The organism is Acidovorax sp. A79, from assembly GCF_041154505.1.
Taxonomy (GTDB): Bacteria; Pseudomonadota; Gammaproteobacteria; order Burkholderiales; family Burkholderiaceae_C; genus Acidovorax.
This window is the reverse complement of sequence record NZ_AP028672.1, coordinates 2,405,197-2,422,862: the sequence shown is the minus strand read 5'-3', so window position 1 is coordinate 2,422,862 and position 17,666 is coordinate 2,405,197. Positions and strand designations below refer to the sequence as shown.

Genomic DNA, 17,666 nt, shown 5'->3' with positions numbered 1-17,666 from the left:
GGGATTTGCGCCACGCACGGGTTCCGGCGCCGCCGCCCCCGCGCCACAATGCCGCATCTTCCCCAACTGCACCGCGCTTGCCGCGCGCACACCGCCATGCCTGCTCCTTTCCCCGACTACCAGCGCTACGAGACGCTGAACATCACCCGCCGCGGCGCCGATGGCGCGGTGCTGGACATCCAGATGCGCGCGCTGAACGGCAAGCTGCCCACGGCGGGCCATGTGGGCCACCGCGAGCTGTGCGGGGTCTGGCGCGACGTGAGCGACGACGACAGCGTCCGCTGCGCCGTGCTGCGCGGCGAAGGCGCGGGCTTCTCGGGCGGGGGCGACCTGGCCATGGTGCAGGACATGACCGAGGATTTCGAGTTGCGCTGCCGCATCTGGAAGGAAGCGCGCGACCTGGTCTACAACATCGTGCACTGCGACAAGCCCATCGTCTCGGCCATCCACGGCCCGGCCGTGGGCGCGGGCCTGGTGGCGGGCCTGCTGGCCGACATCTCCATCGCGGCGCGTGGCGCGAAGATCGTGGACGGCCACACCCGCCTGGGCGTGGCGGCCGGCGACCACGCGGCCATCGTGTGGCCGCTGCTGTGCAGCATGGCCAAGGCCAAGTACTACCTGCTGCTGTGCGACCCGGTGAGCGGCGAGGAGGCCGAGCGCATCGGCCTCGTATCGCTGGCCGTGGACGAGGCCGAGCTGCTGCCGCGCGCCTACGAGGTGGCCGACCGGCTGGCGGCCGGCTCGCAGACCGCCATCCGCTGGACCAAGCATGCGCTCAACCAGTGGCTGCGCCAGGCGGGCCCGATGTTCGAAACCTCGCTGGCGCTCGAATTCATGGGCTTTGGCGGCCCCGACGCCCGCGAGGGCGTGGCGTCCCTGCGCGAGAAGCGCGCCCCCAAGTTCTGACCACCAGCTGCACGCGGCGCGCAGTGCCCGCGCCCCTTCGCTCCCGTCCGCGCCAACATCCACAGCCGCGTGAAACTGGTGCGGCCCCATGCCAGTGCACCCGTGGATCCGGCTTGACCGGTCCACCGGGTGCATCCCCCTCCGGGGGAAGCCGCGCAGCGGCTCAGGGGGCTTCGCTCAAGCTTCACTTCCTCGCCAGCATGTCGGCGGTGTTCGTCTTGCGGTCGGCGTTCACGCGCTGCACGTGCGGTCGTTCGGCCATGCGCGCGAGGTAGTCGCGCACGGGCAGCGCGGCCAGGTAGTCGCGGCCATAGATGATCTTGGTGGCCGAGCTCACCAGTGGCAGGTGAACGATGGCCGCGCAATCGGCCATGGTGAACGTGTCGCCCGCCACGTAAGGGCTGAATTTCGCCAGCTGGCCGAACGCCGCGATGTTCTTCTCCAGCTGCGCGCCCACCTTGTCGCGGGCGGCCTCGCTCACGCTGCCGCCAAAGAAGGCCTGGGGGTACAGGTTGCGCGCCACCAGCTCCAGGTGCAGTTCCAGGAACGTGATCAGCTCGCGCACCTTGGCGGCCTGATAGGGGTCCGCGGGCAGCAGGGCGGGCTGGGGGTGGGCCATCTCGATGTAGTCGGCGATCACGGCCGATTCGCACAGTGGCCCGTGGGGGGTGCGCAGGTAGGGCACCTTGCCCAGCGGGCTGGCGCTGCGGTCGGTCTCGCCGACCCAGGCCAGCTCCTCGGTGAAGGGCAGGCCCTTTTCGAGCAGGGCGAGCTTGGCCTTGTTGTAGTAGTTGCTGGCGGAAAAGCCGCAGAGTGTGAGCATGGTGGAGTCTCCTTTGTAGTTGTGGATGACAGGCGCATGGTAGGCGGGCGCTCCTGCCGCGTCCGTCGCGCAGATGACCCTGATCAAGGCGGCCGGGGCCGGGCCACCTACAATCACCCTGCCATGCCTTCCTCCCTGCAAACCATCCGCGGCCTTCGCTGGCTCGCCCGCCTTGTGCTGGCGTGGTTTGTCCTGTCCATCGGCGTGGCCGTGGCCTCGCCCCTGGTCAACCCCCAGGCGATGGAGCTGATCTGCTCGGGATCGGGCGCGATCAAGCTGCTGGTCAAGACCGACGATGGCATGCAGGAGATGTCCAGCCACACGCTGGATTGCCCCCTGTGCGCGCATGTCGGCGCTCCACCTCCCGTGTCCCAGGCCCGGCTGCCTGTGGTTCACCCCCTGGCGCACGCCCTGCGCCCCATCCCCGCCGCGCACATCGCTGCGCGCACCGCCGCGCCGCTGCCGCCGCGCGGGCCCCCCGCTTTCTCCTGAAATTGCTATTTGTTTGATAGCTGTTCGCGCTTGATGAGTAAGCGCTGACGGCCTATTTGGCTTGAAATTCAGGAGTTCCCATGCGCAAAAGCCGCATGGCGCTGGCCGTGGCCGGCGCCTTTCCCCTTGCCCTGTCCTGGGCCGTGCCCGCGTGGGCCCAGACCGCTGACAGCAGCACGCCCGTCAAGGAGCTGGGCGTGGTCACCATCCGCGGCGGCCAGCCCACGTCGCTGCCCACGCAGATTCCCACCACCATCGAGGGCGTGACGCGCGAGCAGATCGAGCACTCGATCAACGCCACCGACAGCGAAGACGCCCTCAAGTACCTGCCCAGCCTGCTGGTGCGCAAGCGCTACATCGGCGACTACAACCACGCCGTGCTGTCCACCCGCGCCTCGGGCACGGGCAACCCGGCGCGGTCCATGGTGTTCGCCGACGGCATCCTGCTCTCCAACTACCTGGGCAACGGCCCCACCAACGCGCCGCGCTGGATGCTGGTCACGCCCGAGGAGATTGAGCGCGTGGACGTGCTCTACGGCCCGTTCTCCGCCGCCTACGCAGGCAACTCGGTGGGCGCGGTGGTGGACTATGTGACGCGCATGCCCACAAAGTTCGAGGCGCATGCGCAGGTGAGCTACCAGCACCAGCCGTTCGATCTGTACGGCACCAGCGCCACCTACGCGGGCAAGCAGGTCAGCGCCTCGGTGGGCAACAAGAATGGCGACTGGTCGTGGTTCCTCAACTTCAACAAGACCGACAGCGAGGGCCAGCCGCTCACCTTCCCCACGCGCCTCGTGTCTGCAGGCGCCGTGGGCCATGCAGGCACACCGGTGACGGGTGCTGTGCTGGGCGACAACCGCGGCAACCAGCCCTGGTACCTGCTGGGCACGGCCACGCAGTACCACACGCAGCAAGACCACATCAAGGCCAAGATCGCCTACGACGTCTCGCCCACCGTGCGCGCGGCCTACACCCTGGGCTGGTGGCACAACGAATCCGAAGGGCACCCCGCCAGCTACCTGCGCGACGCCAACGGCAATGCGGTGTACGGCGGCACGGTCAACATCAACGGCCGCTCGTACACGCTGGCGCCCACCGACTTCAATGTGTCCAACGAGAACCTCACGCACTTCATGCACGGGCTCTCGGTCAAGAGCCACACGCAGGGCGCGTTCGACTGGGAAGTGGCCGCCAGCCTGTACGACTACCAGACCGACACCCTGCGTGCCGCGACGGTGGCGATGCCCGCCGCGTTGCATGGCGGCGCGGGCCGCATCGTCAACGGCAAGGGCACGGGCTGGAACACGCTGGCCGCCAAAGGCACCTGGCGGCCGGAGGGCGTCCAGGGCGCGCACATCGTGGACTTCGGCCTGCAGCGCGACAGCTACCAGCTGCGCACGGTGGAGAACGCCACGGCGAACTGGATCAACGGCGCTGCGGGCGCCCGCAACCAGGCGTTCAACGGCGACACACAGCTGCTGGGCCTGTGGGCGCAAGACACCTGGAAGATCGCGCCCCAATGGAAGGCCGTCCTGGGCGCCCGCGCCGAACGCTGGAGCGCCAGCCACGGCCAGACCGGCAACGCCACCACCACGGTGAACCACCCCGGGCGCAACGAGACGTACTTCTCGCCCAAGGCCGCCGTGGCCTGGCAGGCCAGCGACCTGTGGGTGCTGAAAGCCTCCACCGGCCGCGCGGTGCGCATGCCCACCGTGGCCGAGCTGTACCAGGGGGGCATCAGCGGCAGCGGCACGCTCATCAACAACGACCCGAACCTGAAACCCGAAAAGAGCTGGACCACCGAGCTCACGGCCGAGCGGGACATGGGCAGCGGGCTGCTGCGCCTGACCGCGTTCTTTGAGCGCACCAGGGACGCGCTGTATTCGCAGACCAACGTGCTCGTCACGCCCAACGTGACCAACGTGCAGAACGTGGACGCCATCCGCACCAAGGGCATCGAGCTGTCGTACCAGGCCGCCAATGTGCTTCTGCGTGGGCTCGACCTCGGGTCAAGCCTGACCTGGACGGACTCCAGGATCACCCGCAACGACAAGTTCCCCGCCAGCGTGGGCAAGTGGCAGCCGCGCATCCCCGAGTGGCGCGCGAGTGCCGTGGCCACGTACCGGCCGGACGACAAATGGTCGTACACCCTGGGCGCGCGCTACAGCGGCAGGCAGTACAGCACGCTGGACAACACCGATGTGAACGGTTTTGCCTACCAGGGCGCGAGCCGCTACTTCACCACCGACGTGCGCGTGCGCTACCAGATCACCAAGCAGGTGAGCGCCGCCGTGGGCATCGACAACCTCAACAACTACCAGTTCTGGAACTTCCACCCCTACCCGCAGCGCACCTACATGGCAGAACTAAAGATAACCCCCTGAGCGGCTTCGCCGCATCCCCCAAGGGGGACGCCTCCAGCGGCCCGGCGAAGCCGGTTCCGCGGCGGCGCTCGCCTCGGGCGCGCCAGTATTGAATGCAATGAATCGTTGAAACGAAAGGTCTGAATATGAAATCAAATACTATGAAAAATATAGCGGCTACCGCTTTGCTGTTAAGCGCTGCAGGCATTTTGGGCTCTGCATCCGCCCATGTGGTGCTCGAATACCAGGTGGCCCCGGCGGGCGCCAGCTACAAGGCGAGCTTCAAGGTCGGCCACGGCTGCGGCGCGTCGCCCACGCGGCAGATCGCGGTGGACATCCCGGCCGGCATGCGCGGCGCGCGCCCCATGCCCAAGCCGGGCTGGACGCTCGATGTGCAACGCGACAAGCTGGCCCAGCCGTACACCAGCCACGGCCGCAGCATCACCGAGGACGTGGTGCGCATCACCTGGACGGCCAAGACGCCGGAGGACATGCTGCAAAGCGCGCACTACGATGAGTTCGTGCTCGTGGCCCAGGCGCCCGAGCAGGCGGGCACCGTGTACTGGCCCGTGCGCCAGGCCTGCGCCGAAGGCCGGAACGACTGGACTGACGTGCCCAAGGCGGGCCAGAAACTTTCGGACCTGAAGTCCCCTGCGGCGGCGCTGGAGATTCTGCCCACGGGCGGCGGCGTTGCCCACCATCATTGACAGTCAGGCCCACGGGCTTGTTCCATCCAATTTTCCTTCTGATATCCGAAAGACATCCATCATGAAAAAACTGCTTCGCACCGCCGCCCTCGTTTCCACACTGGCCGCGACCTTGGCCAGCGCCCCTGCTGCGTGGGCACAGACCGCCGCCGCCGTCAAGGTCGAAGGCGCCTGGGCGCGCGCCAGCGTGCAGGGCCAGAAGGGCACCGGCGCCTTCATGCAGCTGACCGCCCGGGACGGCGCCCGCCTGGTGCGCGCCGAGTCGCCCGCTGCGGGCGTCACCGAGGTGCACGAGATGAAAATGGAAGGCGACGTGATGAAGATGCGCGCCGTGCCCGCGCTGGACCTGCCCGCGGGCAAGACCGTGGAGCTCAAGCCCGGTGGCTACCACGTCATGCTGCTGGACCTGAGGGCCCCGCTGGCCAAGGACAGCTCGGTGCCCATCACGCTGGTGTTCCAGGACGCCAAGGGCGCGGAGAGCAAGCTGGAACTGAGCGTGCCCGTGGGCACGTCGGCGCCCGGCGGCGCCAAGGCGCATGAGCACAAACACTGAGGATTTGGCCTGCGCCACTGCCTTCGCGGCCGCAACGCATTGGAGTAAGCTGTGACCCCACCACAGACCCACCTCTTGCGGAGCGGCCATGAGCGACACATCGAATTTCGGTTTCGGCAAACTTGTTCCCGGTTTTGACTTTCTGCAGAGCCTGGCCAAGGGGGCGTCCAGCAGCATTCCGCAGTTGCCCAACCTGAGCAACTGGGTAGCGCCCACCATCAGCGTGGAAGAGCTCGAAAAGCGCATCGACGAACTCAAGGCCGTGCAGTTCTGGCTGGAGCAGAACTCGCGCGCGCTGGCCGCCACCATCCAGGCGCTGGAGGTGCAGAAGATGACCCTGGCCACGCTCAAGGGCATGAACTTCAGCATGGGTGACGTGGCCAATGCCTTCAAGCTCAAGACCGCCGACACCGTGATGAGCGGCGTGCAGAAAGCCGCCGACACGGTGAGCGGCGCGGCCGGTGCCGTCGCTGGTGCCGCCGCCCGCGTCACGGGCCGCGCGAGCCCCGCCGAAGAAGCAGAAGAAGACGAGGGCGAGGACGCCGAGCCCGCCGCCCAGCCCGCCAAGGCCAAGGCGAAGGGCAGCAAGGCGGCAGCGGCCGCCGCCGCCGCGCCCACCGTGGTGGACCCGATGCAGTGGTGGGGCGCGCTCACCGGCCAGTTCCAGCAGATCGCCGCCAACGCCATGAAGGACGCGGCCAAGCAGACCGCCATCGACACCACCAAGAACATGGCCACGGGCCTCGCCAAGGAAGCCCTCAAGACGGCCACCGGCATGGCCACCCAGTTCGCCGCCAAGGGCATGCAGACCATGCAGGGCGGCGCCAAGCGTGCCGCGGCGGCGGGCACCGCCAGGAAGACCGCCGCCACCAACAAGCCCGCGGCCCGCAAAACCACGGCGAAACCCGCCGCCAAAAAAACCGGCAGCAGCACCCGCAGCCCGGCGGCCCGCAAGCGGGCGGGCTGACGCCAACGCGGGCGGGTGGCAACCCGTGGGGGCCCGACACCCCCGCCACCGCCCCTGGCACGGAGATCCACACCATGAAGCTTTTCCCTTCCGGCCACGCCACCCATCCCCAGTGGCGCATGGCCGCCGCGCTGGTTCTGGCGCAGTTGCGCGCCCAGATGGCGCTGCCCGAATACGCCTCGGCGCCCACGCTGGGCCTGCTCTACATCACCGACCACTACGCCAGCGAGGCCCAGGCGCTGCTCGACCACCTCAGTGGCGAACTGCCCGAGGTCACGGACTGGAGCGGCACCGTGGGCGTGGGCGTATCGGCCAACAATGCCGAGTACTTTGACGAGCCCGCGCTGTCGGTGCTGCTGCTCGATGTACCCGCCGACCAGTACCGCGTGTTCTCGGGCGTGGCACCGCTGCCCAACCATCCGCGCCACCCGGCCAGCGGCTTCGTCGCGCACACCGCGCTGGTGCATGCCGATGGCCAGACGCCCGAGCTGGCCGAACTGCTGGCGGAGATGGCGGCCCGCACCGATACGGGCTATCTCTTTGGGGGGCTGAGCGCAAGCCGCGGCGCGAGCGTGCAGTTCGCCGTGGGGGGCGATGGGAACATGGCCGGGCAGGGCGCGGCGGGCGGCGTGTTCGATGGCGGCCTGTCGGGCGTGGCGTTTGGCGCCGGCGTGGCGCTGGTGTCGCGCGTCACGCAGGGTTGCCAGCCCGTGGGGGCGCTGCGCACCATCACCGACGCGCAGGAGAACGTGGTGCTGCAGCTCGACGGCGAACCCGCGCTGGACGTGCTGCTGGAGACGCTGGACGTCACGCTCGACGGAGATCCCCAGCCCGCCCTGCGCAAGGTGCGCGCCACGCTGGCGGGCCTGGTCAGCGCGGGCGAGCAGCCCCAGGGCCAGCGCCGCACGGGCCACTTCGGCACCGACACGCGGGTGCGGCACATCGTGGGGCTGGACGGCGCCCGCCGGGGCGTGGCGCTGGCCGACAAGGTCGAGGCCGGCATGCACCTGGCGTTCTGCCAGCGCAACGTGGCCGCGGCACGCGCCGACCTCATGCGCATCTGCGCCGAGATCCGCGAGGAACTGTCGCCAGAGGAGCTGGAGCCCGTGCCGCTGGTCTCGGATGCCGCTGCGGGCGCGGCCGCCGGGCCCGCCGCGGGCGGCCAGGGCAGCCTCGCCCCGCAGGCGGGCCGGCGCATCTGCGGCGCCATCTACGTGAGCTGCTCGGGCCGTGGCGGCCCGCATTTTGGCGGCCCCAGCGCCGAACTGCAGATCGTGCGCCACGCGCTGGGCGATGTGCCGCTGGCCGGTTTTTTTGCGGGCGGCGAGATTGCCCACCACCATCTGTACGGCTACACCGGCGTGTTGACCGTGTTTGTGGACGGCGAGCCCTCACCGTCCTGATGTAGAAGAGGGGGCGGGCTGGTGCAGCAGCCCCCGCAATCGCCAACGCCGGTCAGCCCGCGCCGTTGTCGTCGGACTCGGCTTTTTCCTCGGGCGTCAGCCGCGTGGCCAGGATCTTGTCGATGGTCTTGCCGTCCATGTCCACCACTTCGAGCTTCCAGTTCTCCCACTGCACCGTGTCGGTCACCTTGGGCAGGCGGCCGGTCAGCAGCATGATCATGCCGCTGAGCGTGTGGTAGCGGCCGCGCTCCTCCTCGGGCACGGTGTCCAGGTTCAGGCGGTCCTTCAGCTCGGGCACGGGAATGTGGCCGTCCAGCAGCCAGCTGCCGTCCTCGCGCTGCAGCGCCCACGAGGTCTCGGGGTCGCGCGGCTGGAACTCGCCGGTGATGGCCTCGATCAGGTCCTGCAGCGTCACGATGCCCTGCACCTCGCCGTACTCGTCGATGACAAAAGCCATGTGCACGTCCGACAGCCGGAAGTTGTCCAGCAGCTCCATCCCCGTGATGGTTTCGGGCACGTACAGCGCGGTCTGCAGCGTCTGCTGGGTCAGGCCGTGGGCGCGGTCGCGCAGCGTGCGCGACAGCCACTGGCGCGCGTTGAGCACGCCCAGGATGTTGTCCATGCCGCCGCGCACCACGGGAAAGCGGGCATGGTCGGATTCTTCGATGCGCTGCAGGTTGTCTTCGAACGGCGCATCGATGTCCAGGCACACCACGTCGCCGCGCGGCACCATGAGCGAGCCGATCTGGCGGTCATCGAGCCGGAACACGTTGCGCACCATGGTGTGCTCGTGCGACTCGATCACGCCGGCCGTGGTGCCTTCCACCAGCATGGCGTGGATCTCTTCCTCGGTCACGGGGCTGCCGCTGGTTTCCTTCACGCCCAGGAGGCGCAGCAGCGTGCGCGTGGACGTGGACAGCAGCAGCACGAACGGCTTGGTGGCCAGCGCCAGGAAGTTGATGGGCCGCGCGACGAGCCGGGCGAAGGTCTCGGGGTACGACTGGCCGATGCGCTTGGGCACGAGCTCGCCCACGACGATGGAGAAGTACGTGATCAGCACCACCACCAGCCCCGTGGCCGCATAGCCGCCATAGGGCAGCGGCACGCCCAGCGACTCCAGCCAGGACGCGAGCGGCGCGGCCAGCGCGGCCTCGCCCACGATACCGTTGAGGACGCCGATGGACGTGATGCCGATCTGGATGGTGGAGAGGAAGCGGGTGGGGTCCTCGCCCAGCTTCACGGCGGCGGCGGCGCCGCTATCGCCCTCATCGATCAGCTTCTGCAGCCGGGCTTTGCGGGCCGTGACCAGGGCGATCTCGGACATGGCAAACAGGCCGTTGAGGAGGATGAGGGCGAACAGTATTGCTATTTCCATACAAAGGGCGCCTTGCACGCCCTTGGGTGTTGATGAGTATGGGATTGTAAGGACGGGGGCGCGGCGGGTTCCCCAAGGCCACGGCGCCTGCGCGCGCGGCACCCGATGGTGCAGGGCGCGCAGGCCGCAGGGCAGGCCTGGCGCGGGGTCCGTGGCGGCCCGTGCGCCGCGTGCTCAGCCGCCTTCGGTGGGCAGCCCGGTCGCGTCCCACTCGGGCAGCCCGCCGCGCAGCCAGTACACGGACTTGAAGCCCTTGGCCGCCGCCACCTTGGCCGCCTTGTAGGACTTCCAGCATTCGGCGCCGTTGCAGGCAAAGATCACGGGCTTGGCCTTGTCCAGGCTGGGAATCTTGTCGAGCGCCTGGAAATCGTCCTGGGCCGCGTTGAACGCCACGTCCTTGAGGCTCTTTTCCACATAGGCGGCAAACACGGCGCCCCGGATGCGCCGGGTCTTGAATTCCTTTTCGGTGCGCGTGTCCACCAGCGTCGCGCCCTGGGCCTGCAGGCTCTGCGCCTCGCGCGCGGTGATGCGGTTCACCCCGGGCAGGCTGGTGGGCGTGAAGAGGCCGAGCTCCGCAACGCGCCGGTACTCCGCGGCCTCGGGGCGCACGGCGACCGGGGGCAGGCCGGTGGCGGACGAGGCCCCGCCAAACCACTGGGCCAGCTTGCCGCGCGCATCGGCGGGCAGGTCCTTCTTCACCACGATGGAAAACCCGCCCGGCACCGGCTGCGAGGTGGCCAGCACGCGCGCGGTGCCCGGGTGCGCGGCGGACCATTCCGCCCACTCGTCCTCCCGCACCACGGTGGCGTCGGCCGTGCCCAGCGTCAGGGCCGTGAGTCCCGCCTGGGGAAACTTCTCGTACTGCACGGCCCGCAGGTCCTGGAACGACAGGCCCGCCTCGTTGAGCATGCCGCGCGCCATGTAGGTATAGAGCGAATCCTGCTGGGGCAGGTAGAGCCTGCGGCCCTTCATCGCCGGCACCGCGTCGATCTGCGGCAGGCCGACCAGCAGGTACCTGTCCGATTTCTGCGTCGCGCCCACCAGTTCATAGCCGCGCTGCAGGGCGGAAGCGGCCACCTGGGCGGGGCCAATGAAGATGTCGTGGCTGGCGCTGCGCGTGGCGCGCATCACGTCGGCCAGTTCGTCGCTGGTGGCCAGGGCCACCGTCTGGCCGGCCGCCTTGGAGAGCCCGGACTCGGCGGCCGTGCGCAGGATGGAGTGGGCCGCCTTGCGGGCCGTGGGCTCCACCGCCACCATGGCGGTGAGCTGGGCCTGCGCCACGGCACAGGCCGCGCACGCGAAAAGCAGCACCGCGAGCTTGCCGCCCATGGGTCTCCAGTCAGTGTTCATGGCGCGCGCCCTCTCTCAAAAGAAAGGGCGAATATGCCCACGCCCTCCGTATCTGCGTACGAATGTTTCCGATGTTTTGTATTTGTTACGTTTGCTAACGCCATGTCGCGCGCGGTGCGCAGGGGCTGCCGCACAGAATGCGGCCTAGGCTGAAAGCCGGGGGCCTGCCCACCGCTGTCGCGAGCCTGCCTGTTCAATCATTATTTTGGAGACCGTTTCCATGAAAGATTCCATGACATTGCCGCGCCGCCACATGCTGGCCGGAAGCGCCGCTGCCTTGAGCGCGCTGGGCCTGGCCGGATGGACCGGCAGCGCCAGGGCGCAGCAGGCCCCCAGCCCCGCCAAGCCGCTACCCGCGTACGCGGGATGGAAGTCTTCCGATGCGCTCATCGTGCACAGCAGCAGCACGCTGGAAACCCGGCGCTCGGCCTTCGGCACCAGCGTCATCACGCCCTCCAACCAGCTGTATGTGCGCAACAACCTGCCTGCGCCCGATGCGGCCATCCTGGACAACCGGGACGCCTGGACGGTGTCGGTCGAAGGCGTGAAGAACCCGCGCAGCCTCACCCTGGCCGAGCTCAAGACCCTGGGCGTGGAAACCGTGGCCACCGTGCTGCAGTGCTCGGGCAACGGGCGTGGCTTCTTCCCCAGCAAGCCCAGCGGCACGCCCTGGGCCGTGGGCGCGGCGGGGTGCGTCGTGTGGAGCGGCGTGCCGCTGCGCAATGTGGTGGCGGCGCTGGGCGGGCTCGCTGATGGCGCGGCCTACCTCACGGGCACTGGGGGTGAGAAGCTGCCCGAGGGCGTGGACCCGCTGTCCGTGCTGGTGGAGCGCTCCGTGCCCATCAAGGCCACCGAGGATGCGCTGCTGGCCTGGGAAATGAATGGCGAGCCCATCTCGCTGGCGCACGGCGGCCCGCTGCGGCTGGTGGTGCCGGGCTACCAGGGCGTGAACAACATCAAGTACGTCAAGCGCGTGGCCTTCACCGGCGCACAGTCGCAGGCGCGCATCATGTCGCACGGCTACCGCATGTCGCCCCCCGGCTCCAAGGCCAGCCCCGACCAGCCGTCGGTGTGGGAGATGGGCGTCAAGTCCTGGATCAATGGCCCCCTGCCCGAGAAGGGCCCCCTCAAGGCCGGCCAGGTGCAGGTGCATGGCGTGGCCTTTGGCGGCACGCAGGCCATCAAGGGCGTGGAGGTCTCGGTGGACGGCGGCAAGACCTGGCAGGCCGCGCGGCTCATCGGCCCCGATCTGGGCAAGTTCGCGTGGCGCCAGTTCGTGCTGCCGGTGACGCTGGCGGCGGGCACGCACGTGCTGGCCAGCCGCGCCACCGATGCCGCGGGCAATGTGCAGGCCGAGCAGCGCGAGGAAAACCTGGGCGGCTACAACAACGCGAGCTGGCGCGACCATGCGGTCACGGTGACCGCAGCGTGACCGGGCGCCCCCCTGAGACGCTGCGCGCCTTCCCCCCTGGAGGGGCGCGCGCCCCCCGGACTGGCCGTGCCAGATCCGCGGTGCCACTGGTGCTGGGGCGCATCGGTTTCCAGCATTTGCGCGTGCCTGCGCTCGCGGCCATGTCGAGCGTGCTGCTGCTGTGGACGGGTGCCGGCTGGGCGGCGGATGCCGCCGAGCTGGCGCGGGGCAAGGAGCTGTTCGTCAAGATCCAGCCTGCTTGCGCCGTGTGCCACACGCTGCAGGCCGCCGGTGCCGAGGGGCAGGTGGGCCCGGTGCTGGATGAGCTCAAGCCCGACGCGGGCCGCGTGCTGCGCGCGCTCAAGGCGGGCATCGGCGTGATGCCTTCGTATGCCGAACGCATGAGCGAGAAGGACATGCAGGCCGTGGCGCAGTTCGTGGCGCACGCCACGGGCGCTGCCAGGTAGACCGGGCGCTGGCCCGTGGTGGCAGCGCCCGCCTGCGCGGCGGTGCTGCAACCCCGCTGTGCTCTCGTTCAGGCCGTGGTGCGCGCTGGCACCAGCGCCTTGCCGGGACCGCACCCCTGCAGACCCTGGAATGCAAAGTCCACCTCGGGCACCCGGCCGCTCACGATGTCGGCCAGGGCCTTGCCCGAGCCGCAGGCGTGGGTCCAGCCCAGCGTGCCGTGGCCTGTGTTGAGGAAGAGGTTGGCCACCTTGGTGGCGCCGATCAGCGGCACGTTGCTGGGCGTGGCGGGGCGCAGGCCGGTCCAGAACTGGGCCTGGCTGGCATCGCCCGCGCCGGGGAACAGCTGCTCCACGCGGCGCACGATGGCGTCGCAGCGCACCTGGTTCAGGTGACGGTCGTAGCCGTTCAATTCGGCCGTGCCGGCGATGCGCAGGCGGTCGCCACCCCGTTCGCTGGTGTAGCGCGAGAACACGAGCTTGAACTCGTCGTCCGTCAGGCTCACCTGGTGCGCCTTGCTGGCGTCCTTGACCGGCATGGTCACCGAGTAGCCCTTGGCCGGGTAGATAGGCAGCTGGATGCCCAGCGGCTGCGCGAGCAGTGGGCTGAACGAGCCCATGGCCAGCACAAACGCATCGCCGCGCACGCGCTCGAAGCGGCCTTCGGCATTGGTCACTTCCACGTGGTCGATGCGGCCGCCTGCCTCGCGCAGCGCGGTGATGTGGTGGCCCATGCGGAACTGCACGCCCGCCTCTTCACACAGCTTGGCCAGCTCGCGTGTGAACTGGTTGGCGTCGCCGGATTCGTCCTCGGCCGTGTAGGTGGCTCCGGCCAGCTGCTGGCGGATATGGGCCAGGGCAGGCTCGATGCGCACGGCCTCGTCGGCGCTGATCACCTGGCGCTCGCAGCCGAGTTGGCGCATTTGCTCGGCAGGGGCCAGGGCGCCGTCGAACTCTTTTTGGTTGGTATAGAAGTGCAGGATGCCCTGCGTGCGCTGGTCGTACTGGATGCCGGTGGCCGCACGCAACTGCTGCAGCGTGTCACGGCTGTAGGTGCCCAGGCGCACGATCTGCTCGATGTTGTGGCGCGTGCGCGCGGGCGTGCAGTTGCGCAGGAAGGACAGGCCCCACAGCCATTGCCGCATGTCGGCGCGCAGGCGGAACAGCAGTGGAGCATCCTCCTTGCCCAGCCACTGCAGCACCTTGAGCGGCGCGCTCGGGTTGGCCCAGGGCTCCGCGTGGCTCACCGAGATCTGGCCACCGTTGGCGAAGCTGGTCTCGGCGCCGGGCGCACCCTGGCGGTCGATGACGGTCACCTCGTGGCCGCGCTGTTGCAGGAAATAAGCCGAAGTCACGCCGAGCAAGCCGGCGCCCAAAACGATCACGCGCATGATTTTCAAAGCCTTTCTGGGCTCTGGCGCTAGAACAACATGCGCTGGCAGCTATGAATTCAATAGCGTGCAGCTGGCGCATGAATGCCCAAGCTGCCGCTCCCCCTGTCCTTGGTACCTGAGAGATTCACCGCGCGGCCCACATGGCGCGCGGTTTGCTCCTTCGGTGCGCTTCGCGTTGCGCGAAGCGGCTCTCCAGACGGCTTTGATGAATGGTGCAGTACGGGACCTGAGCGTGTATGGGAGTTTGCGCCTTCGGTGAAGCGGGCGGGCCGCTGACTCTCCTGCGGGGGCCATTCTAGGAGCCCGCATCGCGCAAAAACCGCTTTGTCCGCGCTAATGAACCGCAATCGTTGCTGATGCTGCGGGCACGGGGTTGGCCATAATCCGCCGGAACCTTCGCCTTTCTCTGCAGGACGCCTTGATGCCCGATACCGCCTTTGATCCGCTGACCAGCGCGGCCGTGCTCACCATGGCCCGCCTGGGGCGCACGCCCCGTCCGCTCGACCTGCCCGCCGCATTGCGTCCCCAGAACGCTGCCCAGGCCTATGCCGTGCAGGACGCCGTGGTGCGCGAGCGCGGCGAGATCGCGGGCTGGAAGGTGGGCGCGGCGTCGCCGCAGGCGCTGCCTGCGCGGGCGGCCCTGGCGCGCGATTCGGTGTTTGCGATGGCCGGCGGGGGCGCGGTGCGCCTGTCCTGCGCGGGCTTCGCCGTGCTGGGTGTGGAGGCGGAACTGGTGTACGAACTGGGTGCCGGCCTGCCTGCCCGTGCGCAGCCCTACAGCGAGGCCGAGGTGCTGTCCGCCGTGGCGTCGGTGCGGGCGGCCATCGAGGTCTGCGACACGCGTTACGCCGCCTGGGCGCAGCAAGGCGAGTGGAGCCGGCTGGCCGACCAGGCCTGCCATGGGGCACTCATCGTGGGGTCGGGAACGGAGAGCGCGCAGTCGGTGCAGCCGATGCGGCAGCCCGTGGTGCTGTCGGTGAATGGCGCGCAGGCCGTGCGGCACGCTGGCTGGGGCAACCCGGCGGGCGATCCCCTGCGCCTGCTCGCCTGGCTGGCCAATGGCGGCGCGCACAGCCTGGGTGGGCTGCGCGCGGGACAGTGGGTGACCACCGGGTCCTGCACCGGCACAGTGATGGTGGCGCCGGGCACGGTGGTGGTGGCTGAGTTTCCCGGCCTGGGGCGCGCCGAACTTCAACTGGGCTGACCGGCGGCGCCCTGCGCGGCGCGCGCGCCGGGCGTGGGGTCAGTTGCGGCGCGGGTTGTCGGGCTGCTGGTCGCGGCGGTTCGGTACGCCGTCGCCGTCCCGGTCGCGGTCATGGCGGTTGGCGACGCCATCGCCGTCACGGTCCCAGCCGCCACGCTGAAACTCCCAGCGGCCTTCGCGTTCCACCCAGTGCGGCTGGCGATACTGGTGGCCGGCGCGGGCCTGCACCCAGTGGCCGCGCACCCATTGGTAGCGGTTGCCACGCCATTCCCAGTGGCCTTCTTCCCACACCTGGCCCCGGCGGGGGCGGGGCACGGCTTCATGGCGCGGGGGAGGGGGCGCGGGCCTCACCTGGTACTGCGTGGCGTGGTAGCTGCGCTCCGGCTGGCCCGATTGGACGATGACGGTGCCCTGCGTGGCGGCATGCGCCTGCGGGAGGGTCCACAGCGCCATCAAGGCGATGGAGGCTGCGGTGAATGTCTTGCGGGTCATGAAGGTCATGGGATTCTCCTGATGTTCCTTGCGGAAGCGGTCACTGCATGGTGGCGGCACGGGCAGCCGGGCCGCGTAGGCGCCCTGCGGGGGTGTGCGTAGGCGGCGAGGGCCAGTTCCTGGCGCGCCCGCCGCCCTCGGGGGGGCGGGCGGCGCTCAGGCCCCGTCAATTGCGATAGGGGTTGTCCGGGCGGCGGTCGTGGCGGTTCGGCACGCCGTCTCCGTCGCGGTCGCGGTCGTGGCGGTTGGACACGCCGTCGCGGTCCCTGTCATGGTCGCGGTCGTAGCGGTTGGGAATGCCATCGCCATCGCGGTCGCGGTCATAGCGATTGGGGATGCCGTCGCCATCGCGGTCCCAGCCGCCGGGGCGCATTTCCCAGCGGCCCCCATGCTCCACCCAGCGGGGCTCGCGGTAGTAGTAGCCCGGGCGGGCCTTCACCCAGTGGCCCTGGATCCAGACGTGGCGGTGGCCGCGCCAGTCCCAGTACCCAGGCACCCACACCATGTCGCGGCGGGGGCGGGGCACCACTTCGTAGCGCGGTGGCGGGGGTGGGCCGTACTGCACCATCACCGGCGCGGGCGGCGCCTGGTAGTGGTGGGGCTGCCCCGACTGGATGACGACGGTGGCGCTGGTCTGTGCCTGCGCCACGGTCGCGGCGCCCAGCGACAGCAGGGCGATGGAAGCAGCGGCGAGTGCATTGCGGGCCATGATGGTCTCCTCAAAATGATTCCTTGCGGAACCGGAGACTTCATGGTGCAGATGCTGCGTCAAGACGGTGTAGGCGAATTGCGAAGTCTTGTGAAGTTGTGTTTCCCGTGGCGGCAAAGGCGGGGCTTTTCGTGATTTCTTTCACGCCGGGGCGTGCAGGCGGCCGTCCGGTGCAGGCCCGCGCGTGTCAACGCCACCACACCAGGGCCGCCACCACCAGCAAGGCAAACCAGGCAGGGTGCCTGCCCTCGGTGGCATAGAACACCAGCAATCCGCTGACCAAGGTGGCCAGCCCGGCCACGTCAGCCACCCAGGCCCCCAGGTTGGCATCCCCGGGTACGGTCCCCAGGCGCCACAGCAGGGCGCTCAGGGCCCAGCCCAGCACGGTGGCCAGGTGCCAGGTGCCCCACAGGATGCGCACCTGCCGCTCGTGCAGCACGGGCTTGCCGCCGGTGGGCACCACGCCCTGCGTGCGCAATGCGCGAAACACGAGGAATTCACCCAGTACCGAGTGCGCAACGCCCACCAGGGCGAGGCCCCCGGCTGCCAGTACCAGCGCAGTATTCATCATGGACAGTTTTCAAGTCAATCAGGGTGGCCGTGGAAGGTGCAGACGCGGCGCGTCGATCCGTCTTCGTCGCCTTCAGCGCCTTGGGGGCCAGCAGAGGGCCAGCGCGGGCGGCAGCGCCAGCCAGAAGCCCGAGGCGGGCATGAGCACGATGCCCAGCAGCGTGAGTGCCAGCAACCCGGCACCGAGCCCGCGCATGGGGACGGGCGCCATGGCTGTGTTGCGTTCGGCCAGCAGGATGGCCCAGCCCAGCAGCGCGAACAACACGCCGAACAGCACAAACCAGACCACGGCGCCCACGGCCGGGTCTTTTTGCACGCTGTTGAAAACGCCGCGCCGCACGATCTCCTGCAGCTGGGTCGGAAACACGACGGCGGCATACAGCGTGTGCAGCACCGCCACGGCCAGCATCCACGGGCCCTTCCAGCGGCTGCGAGGCGGCATGGCCGCAGAGCGAGGGGAGGGGGAGGTCAGGGTGGTCATGT

18 protein-coding genes and 1 riboswitch are annotated in these 17,666 nt (G+C 69.3%); of the genes, 10 read left to right on the top strand and 8 right to left on the bottom strand.

Annotation, left to right across the window (positions count from 1 at the left end):
* Positions 1-96 precede the first annotated feature (96 nt).
* Positions 97-906, top strand: coding sequence for an enoyl-CoA hydratase/isomerase family protein (locus tag ACAM51_RS11065; RefSeq protein ID WP_369643558.1), 810 nt, complete (start codon positions 97-99; stop codon positions 904-906).
* Between the two features lie 184 nt (positions 907-1,090).
* On the opposite strand, the gene ACAM51_RS11060 is transcribed toward ACAM51_RS11065, so the two are convergent.
* Positions 1,091-1,729: a glutathione S-transferase gene (locus tag ACAM51_RS11060; RefSeq protein ID WP_218296847.1), complete on the bottom strand. Its 639-nt coding sequence runs from the start codon at positions 1,727-1,729 to the stop codon at positions 1,091-1,093.
* Positions 1,730-1,852: 123 nt separating this feature from the next.
* Here ACAM51_RS11060 and ACAM51_RS11055 point away from each other — a divergent pair, with 123 nt between their 5' ends.
* The 6 genes from ACAM51_RS11055 to ACAM51_RS11030 all read left to right on the top strand — a co-directional run bounded on the left by ACAM51_RS11055 (position 1,853) and on the right by ACAM51_RS11030 (position 8,214).
* A complete protein-coding gene (locus tag ACAM51_RS11055) occupies positions 1,853-2,221 on the top strand; it encodes a DUF2946 family protein (protein WP_218341257.1) in 369 nt (122 codons plus the stop codon).
* An 80-nt stretch (positions 2,222-2,301) separates the two neighbouring features.
* Positions 2,302-4,605 (top strand): TonB-dependent receptor, encoded by a 2,304-nt coding sequence (locus ACAM51_RS11050; RefSeq protein ID WP_369643557.1) that lies wholly within the window; start codon positions 2,302-2,304, stop codon positions 4,603-4,605.
* A gap of 125 nt (positions 4,606-4,730) precedes the next feature.
* Positions 4,731-5,291: a YcnI family protein gene (locus ACAM51_RS11045; RefSeq protein ID WP_218296850.1), complete on the top strand. Its 561-nt coding sequence runs from the start codon at positions 4,731-4,733 to the stop codon at positions 5,289-5,291.
* Between the two features lie 61 nt (positions 5,292-5,352).
* The gene (locus ACAM51_RS11040; RefSeq protein ID WP_369643556.1) at positions 5,353-5,844 is read left to right on the top strand and encodes a copper chaperone PCu(A)C; all 492 of its coding nucleotides are present in this window, start codon (positions 5,353-5,355) and stop codon (positions 5,842-5,844) included.
* Between the two features lie 88 nt (positions 5,845-5,932).
* Entirely contained in the window at positions 5,933-6,811 is an 879-nt protein-coding gene (locus tag ACAM51_RS11035; protein ID WP_218341259.1) for a PhaM family polyhydroxyalkanoate granule multifunctional regulatory protein, read from the top strand.
* 74 nt (positions 6,812-6,885) lie between these two features.
* Positions 6,886-8,214 (top strand): FIST N-terminal domain-containing protein, encoded by a 1,329-nt coding sequence (locus tag ACAM51_RS11030; RefSeq protein WP_218296853.1) that lies wholly within the window; start codon positions 6,886-6,888, stop codon positions 8,212-8,214.
* 52 nt (positions 8,215-8,266) lie between these two features.
* On the opposite strand, the gene ACAM51_RS11025 is transcribed toward ACAM51_RS11030, so the two are convergent.
* Positions 8,267-9,589, bottom strand: coding sequence for a hemolysin family protein (locus ACAM51_RS11025; protein WP_218341261.1), 1,323 nt, complete (start codon positions 9,587-9,589; stop codon positions 8,267-8,269).
* A gap of 174 nt (positions 9,590-9,763) precedes the next feature.
* Entirely contained in the window at positions 9,764-10,939 is a 1,176-nt protein-coding gene (locus ACAM51_RS11020) for a rhodanese-like domain-containing protein (protein ID WP_255591614.1), read from the bottom strand.
* Between the two features lie 220 nt (positions 10,940-11,159).
* Here ACAM51_RS11020 and ACAM51_RS11015 point away from each other — a divergent pair, with 220 nt between their 5' ends.
* Both ACAM51_RS11015 and ACAM51_RS11010 read left to right on the top strand, forming a co-directional pair.
* Positions 11,160-12,371 carry a sulfite oxidase gene (locus tag ACAM51_RS11015; RefSeq protein ID WP_218341262.1) on the top strand — a complete coding sequence of 404 codons (1,212 nt, stop codon included), beginning with the start codon at positions 11,160-11,162 and terminating at the stop codon, positions 12,369-12,371.
* A gap of 140 nt (positions 12,372-12,511) precedes the next feature.
* Entirely contained in the window at positions 12,512-12,817 is a 306-nt protein-coding gene (locus ACAM51_RS11010) for a cytochrome c (RefSeq protein ID WP_369643804.1), read from the top strand.
* Positions 12,818-12,885: 68 nt separating this feature from the next.
* On the opposite strand, the gene ACAM51_RS11005 is transcribed toward ACAM51_RS11010, so the two are convergent.
* Positions 12,886-14,205, bottom strand: coding sequence for a D-amino acid dehydrogenase (locus tag ACAM51_RS11005; RefSeq protein WP_369643555.1), 1,320 nt, complete (start codon positions 14,203-14,205; stop codon positions 12,886-12,888).
* 95 nt (positions 14,206-14,300) lie between these two features.
* Positions 14,301-14,414, bottom strand: a riboswitch (glycine riboswitch).
* A gap of 215 nt (positions 14,415-14,629) precedes the next feature.
* Between ACAM51_RS11005 and ACAM51_RS11000 the strand changes: the two genes are divergently transcribed.
* On the top strand, positions 14,630-15,412 hold the full coding sequence (locus tag ACAM51_RS11000) for a 2-keto-4-pentenoate hydratase (RefSeq protein WP_369643554.1): 783 nt from the start codon (positions 14,630-14,632) through the stop codon (positions 15,410-15,412).
* A 39-nt stretch (positions 15,413-15,451) separates the two neighbouring features.
* Here ACAM51_RS11000 and ACAM51_RS10995 read toward each other — a convergent pair whose 3' ends face one another.
* The 4 genes from ACAM51_RS10995 to ACAM51_RS10980 form a co-directional block, all read right to left on the bottom strand.
* Positions 15,452-15,904, bottom strand: coding sequence for a hypothetical protein (locus tag ACAM51_RS10995; RefSeq protein WP_369643803.1), 453 nt, complete (start codon positions 15,902-15,904; stop codon positions 15,452-15,454).
* A 166-nt stretch (positions 15,905-16,070) separates the two neighbouring features.
* The gene (locus ACAM51_RS10990) at positions 16,071-16,613 is read right to left on the bottom strand and encodes a YXWGXW repeat-containing protein (RefSeq protein WP_218296858.1); all 543 of its coding nucleotides are present in this window, start codon (positions 16,611-16,613) and stop codon (positions 16,071-16,073) included.
* A 187-nt stretch (positions 16,614-16,800) separates the two neighbouring features.
* A complete protein-coding gene (locus ACAM51_RS10985; RefSeq protein ID WP_369643553.1) occupies positions 16,801-17,184 on the bottom strand; it encodes a hypothetical protein in 384 nt (127 codons plus the stop codon).
* 72 nt (positions 17,185-17,256) lie between these two features.
* The gene (locus tag ACAM51_RS10980) at positions 17,257-17,664 is read right to left on the bottom strand and encodes a DUF6463 family protein (protein WP_369643552.1); all 408 of its coding nucleotides are present in this window, start codon (positions 17,662-17,664) and stop codon (positions 17,257-17,259) included.
* Positions 17,665-17,666 lie beyond the last annotated feature (2 nt).

Coding starts and splice junctions, on each gene's coding strand:
- ACAM51_RS11065 (WP_369643558.1), top strand. CDS start 97: ATGCCTGCTCCTTTCCCCGACTACCAGCGCTACGAGACGCTGAACATC.
- ACAM51_RS11060 (WP_218296847.1), bottom strand. CDS start 1,729: ATGCTCACACTCTGCGGCTTTTCCGCCAGCAACTACTACAACAAGGCC.
- ACAM51_RS11055 (WP_218341257.1), top strand. CDS start 1,853: ATGCCTTCCTCCCTGCAAACCATCCGCGGCCTTCGCTGGCTCGCCCGC.
- ACAM51_RS11050 (WP_369643557.1), top strand. CDS start 2,302: ATGCGCAAAAGCCGCATGGCGCTGGCCGTGGCCGGCGCCTTTCCCCTT.
- ACAM51_RS11045 (WP_218296850.1), top strand. CDS start 4,731: ATGAAATCAAATACTATGAAAAATATAGCGGCTACCGCTTTGCTGTTA.
- ACAM51_RS11040 (WP_369643556.1), top strand. CDS start 5,353: ATGAAAAAACTGCTTCGCACCGCCGCCCTCGTTTCCACACTGGCCGCG.
- ACAM51_RS11035 (WP_218341259.1), top strand. CDS start 5,933: ATGAGCGACACATCGAATTTCGGTTTCGGCAAACTTGTTCCCGGTTTT.
- ACAM51_RS11030 (WP_218296853.1), top strand. CDS start 6,886: ATGAAGCTTTTCCCTTCCGGCCACGCCACCCATCCCCAGTGGCGCATG.
- ACAM51_RS11025 (WP_218341261.1), bottom strand. CDS start 9,589: ATGGAAATAGCAATACTGTTCGCCCTCATCCTCCTCAACGGCCTGTTT.
- ACAM51_RS11020 (WP_255591614.1), bottom strand. CDS start 10,939: ATGAACACTGACTGGAGACCCATGGGCGGCAAGCTCGCGGTGCTGCTT.
- ACAM51_RS11015 (WP_218341262.1), top strand. CDS start 11,160: ATGAAAGATTCCATGACATTGCCGCGCCGCCACATGCTGGCCGGAAGC.
- ACAM51_RS11010 (WP_369643804.1), top strand. CDS start 12,512: ATGTCGAGCGTGCTGCTGCTGTGGACGGGTGCCGGCTGGGCGGCGGAT.
- ACAM51_RS11005 (WP_369643555.1), bottom strand. CDS start 14,205: ATGCGCGTGATCGTTTTGGGCGCCGGCTTGCTCGGCGTGACTTCGGCT.
- ACAM51_RS11000 (WP_369643554.1), top strand. CDS start 14,630: ATGCCCGATACCGCCTTTGATCCGCTGACCAGCGCGGCCGTGCTCACC.
- ACAM51_RS10995 (WP_369643803.1), bottom strand. CDS start 15,904: ATGACCCGCAAGACATTCACCGCAGCCTCCATCGCCTTGATGGCGCTG.
- ACAM51_RS10990 (WP_218296858.1), bottom strand. CDS start 16,613: ATGGCCCGCAATGCACTCGCCGCTGCTTCCATCGCCCTGCTGTCGCTG.
- ACAM51_RS10985 (WP_369643553.1), bottom strand. CDS start 17,184: ATGATGAATACTGCGCTGGTACTGGCAGCCGGGGGCCTCGCCCTGGTG.
- ACAM51_RS10980 (WP_369643552.1), bottom strand. CDS start 17,664: ATGACCACCCTGACCTCCCCCTCCCCTCGCTCTGCGGCCATGCCGCCT.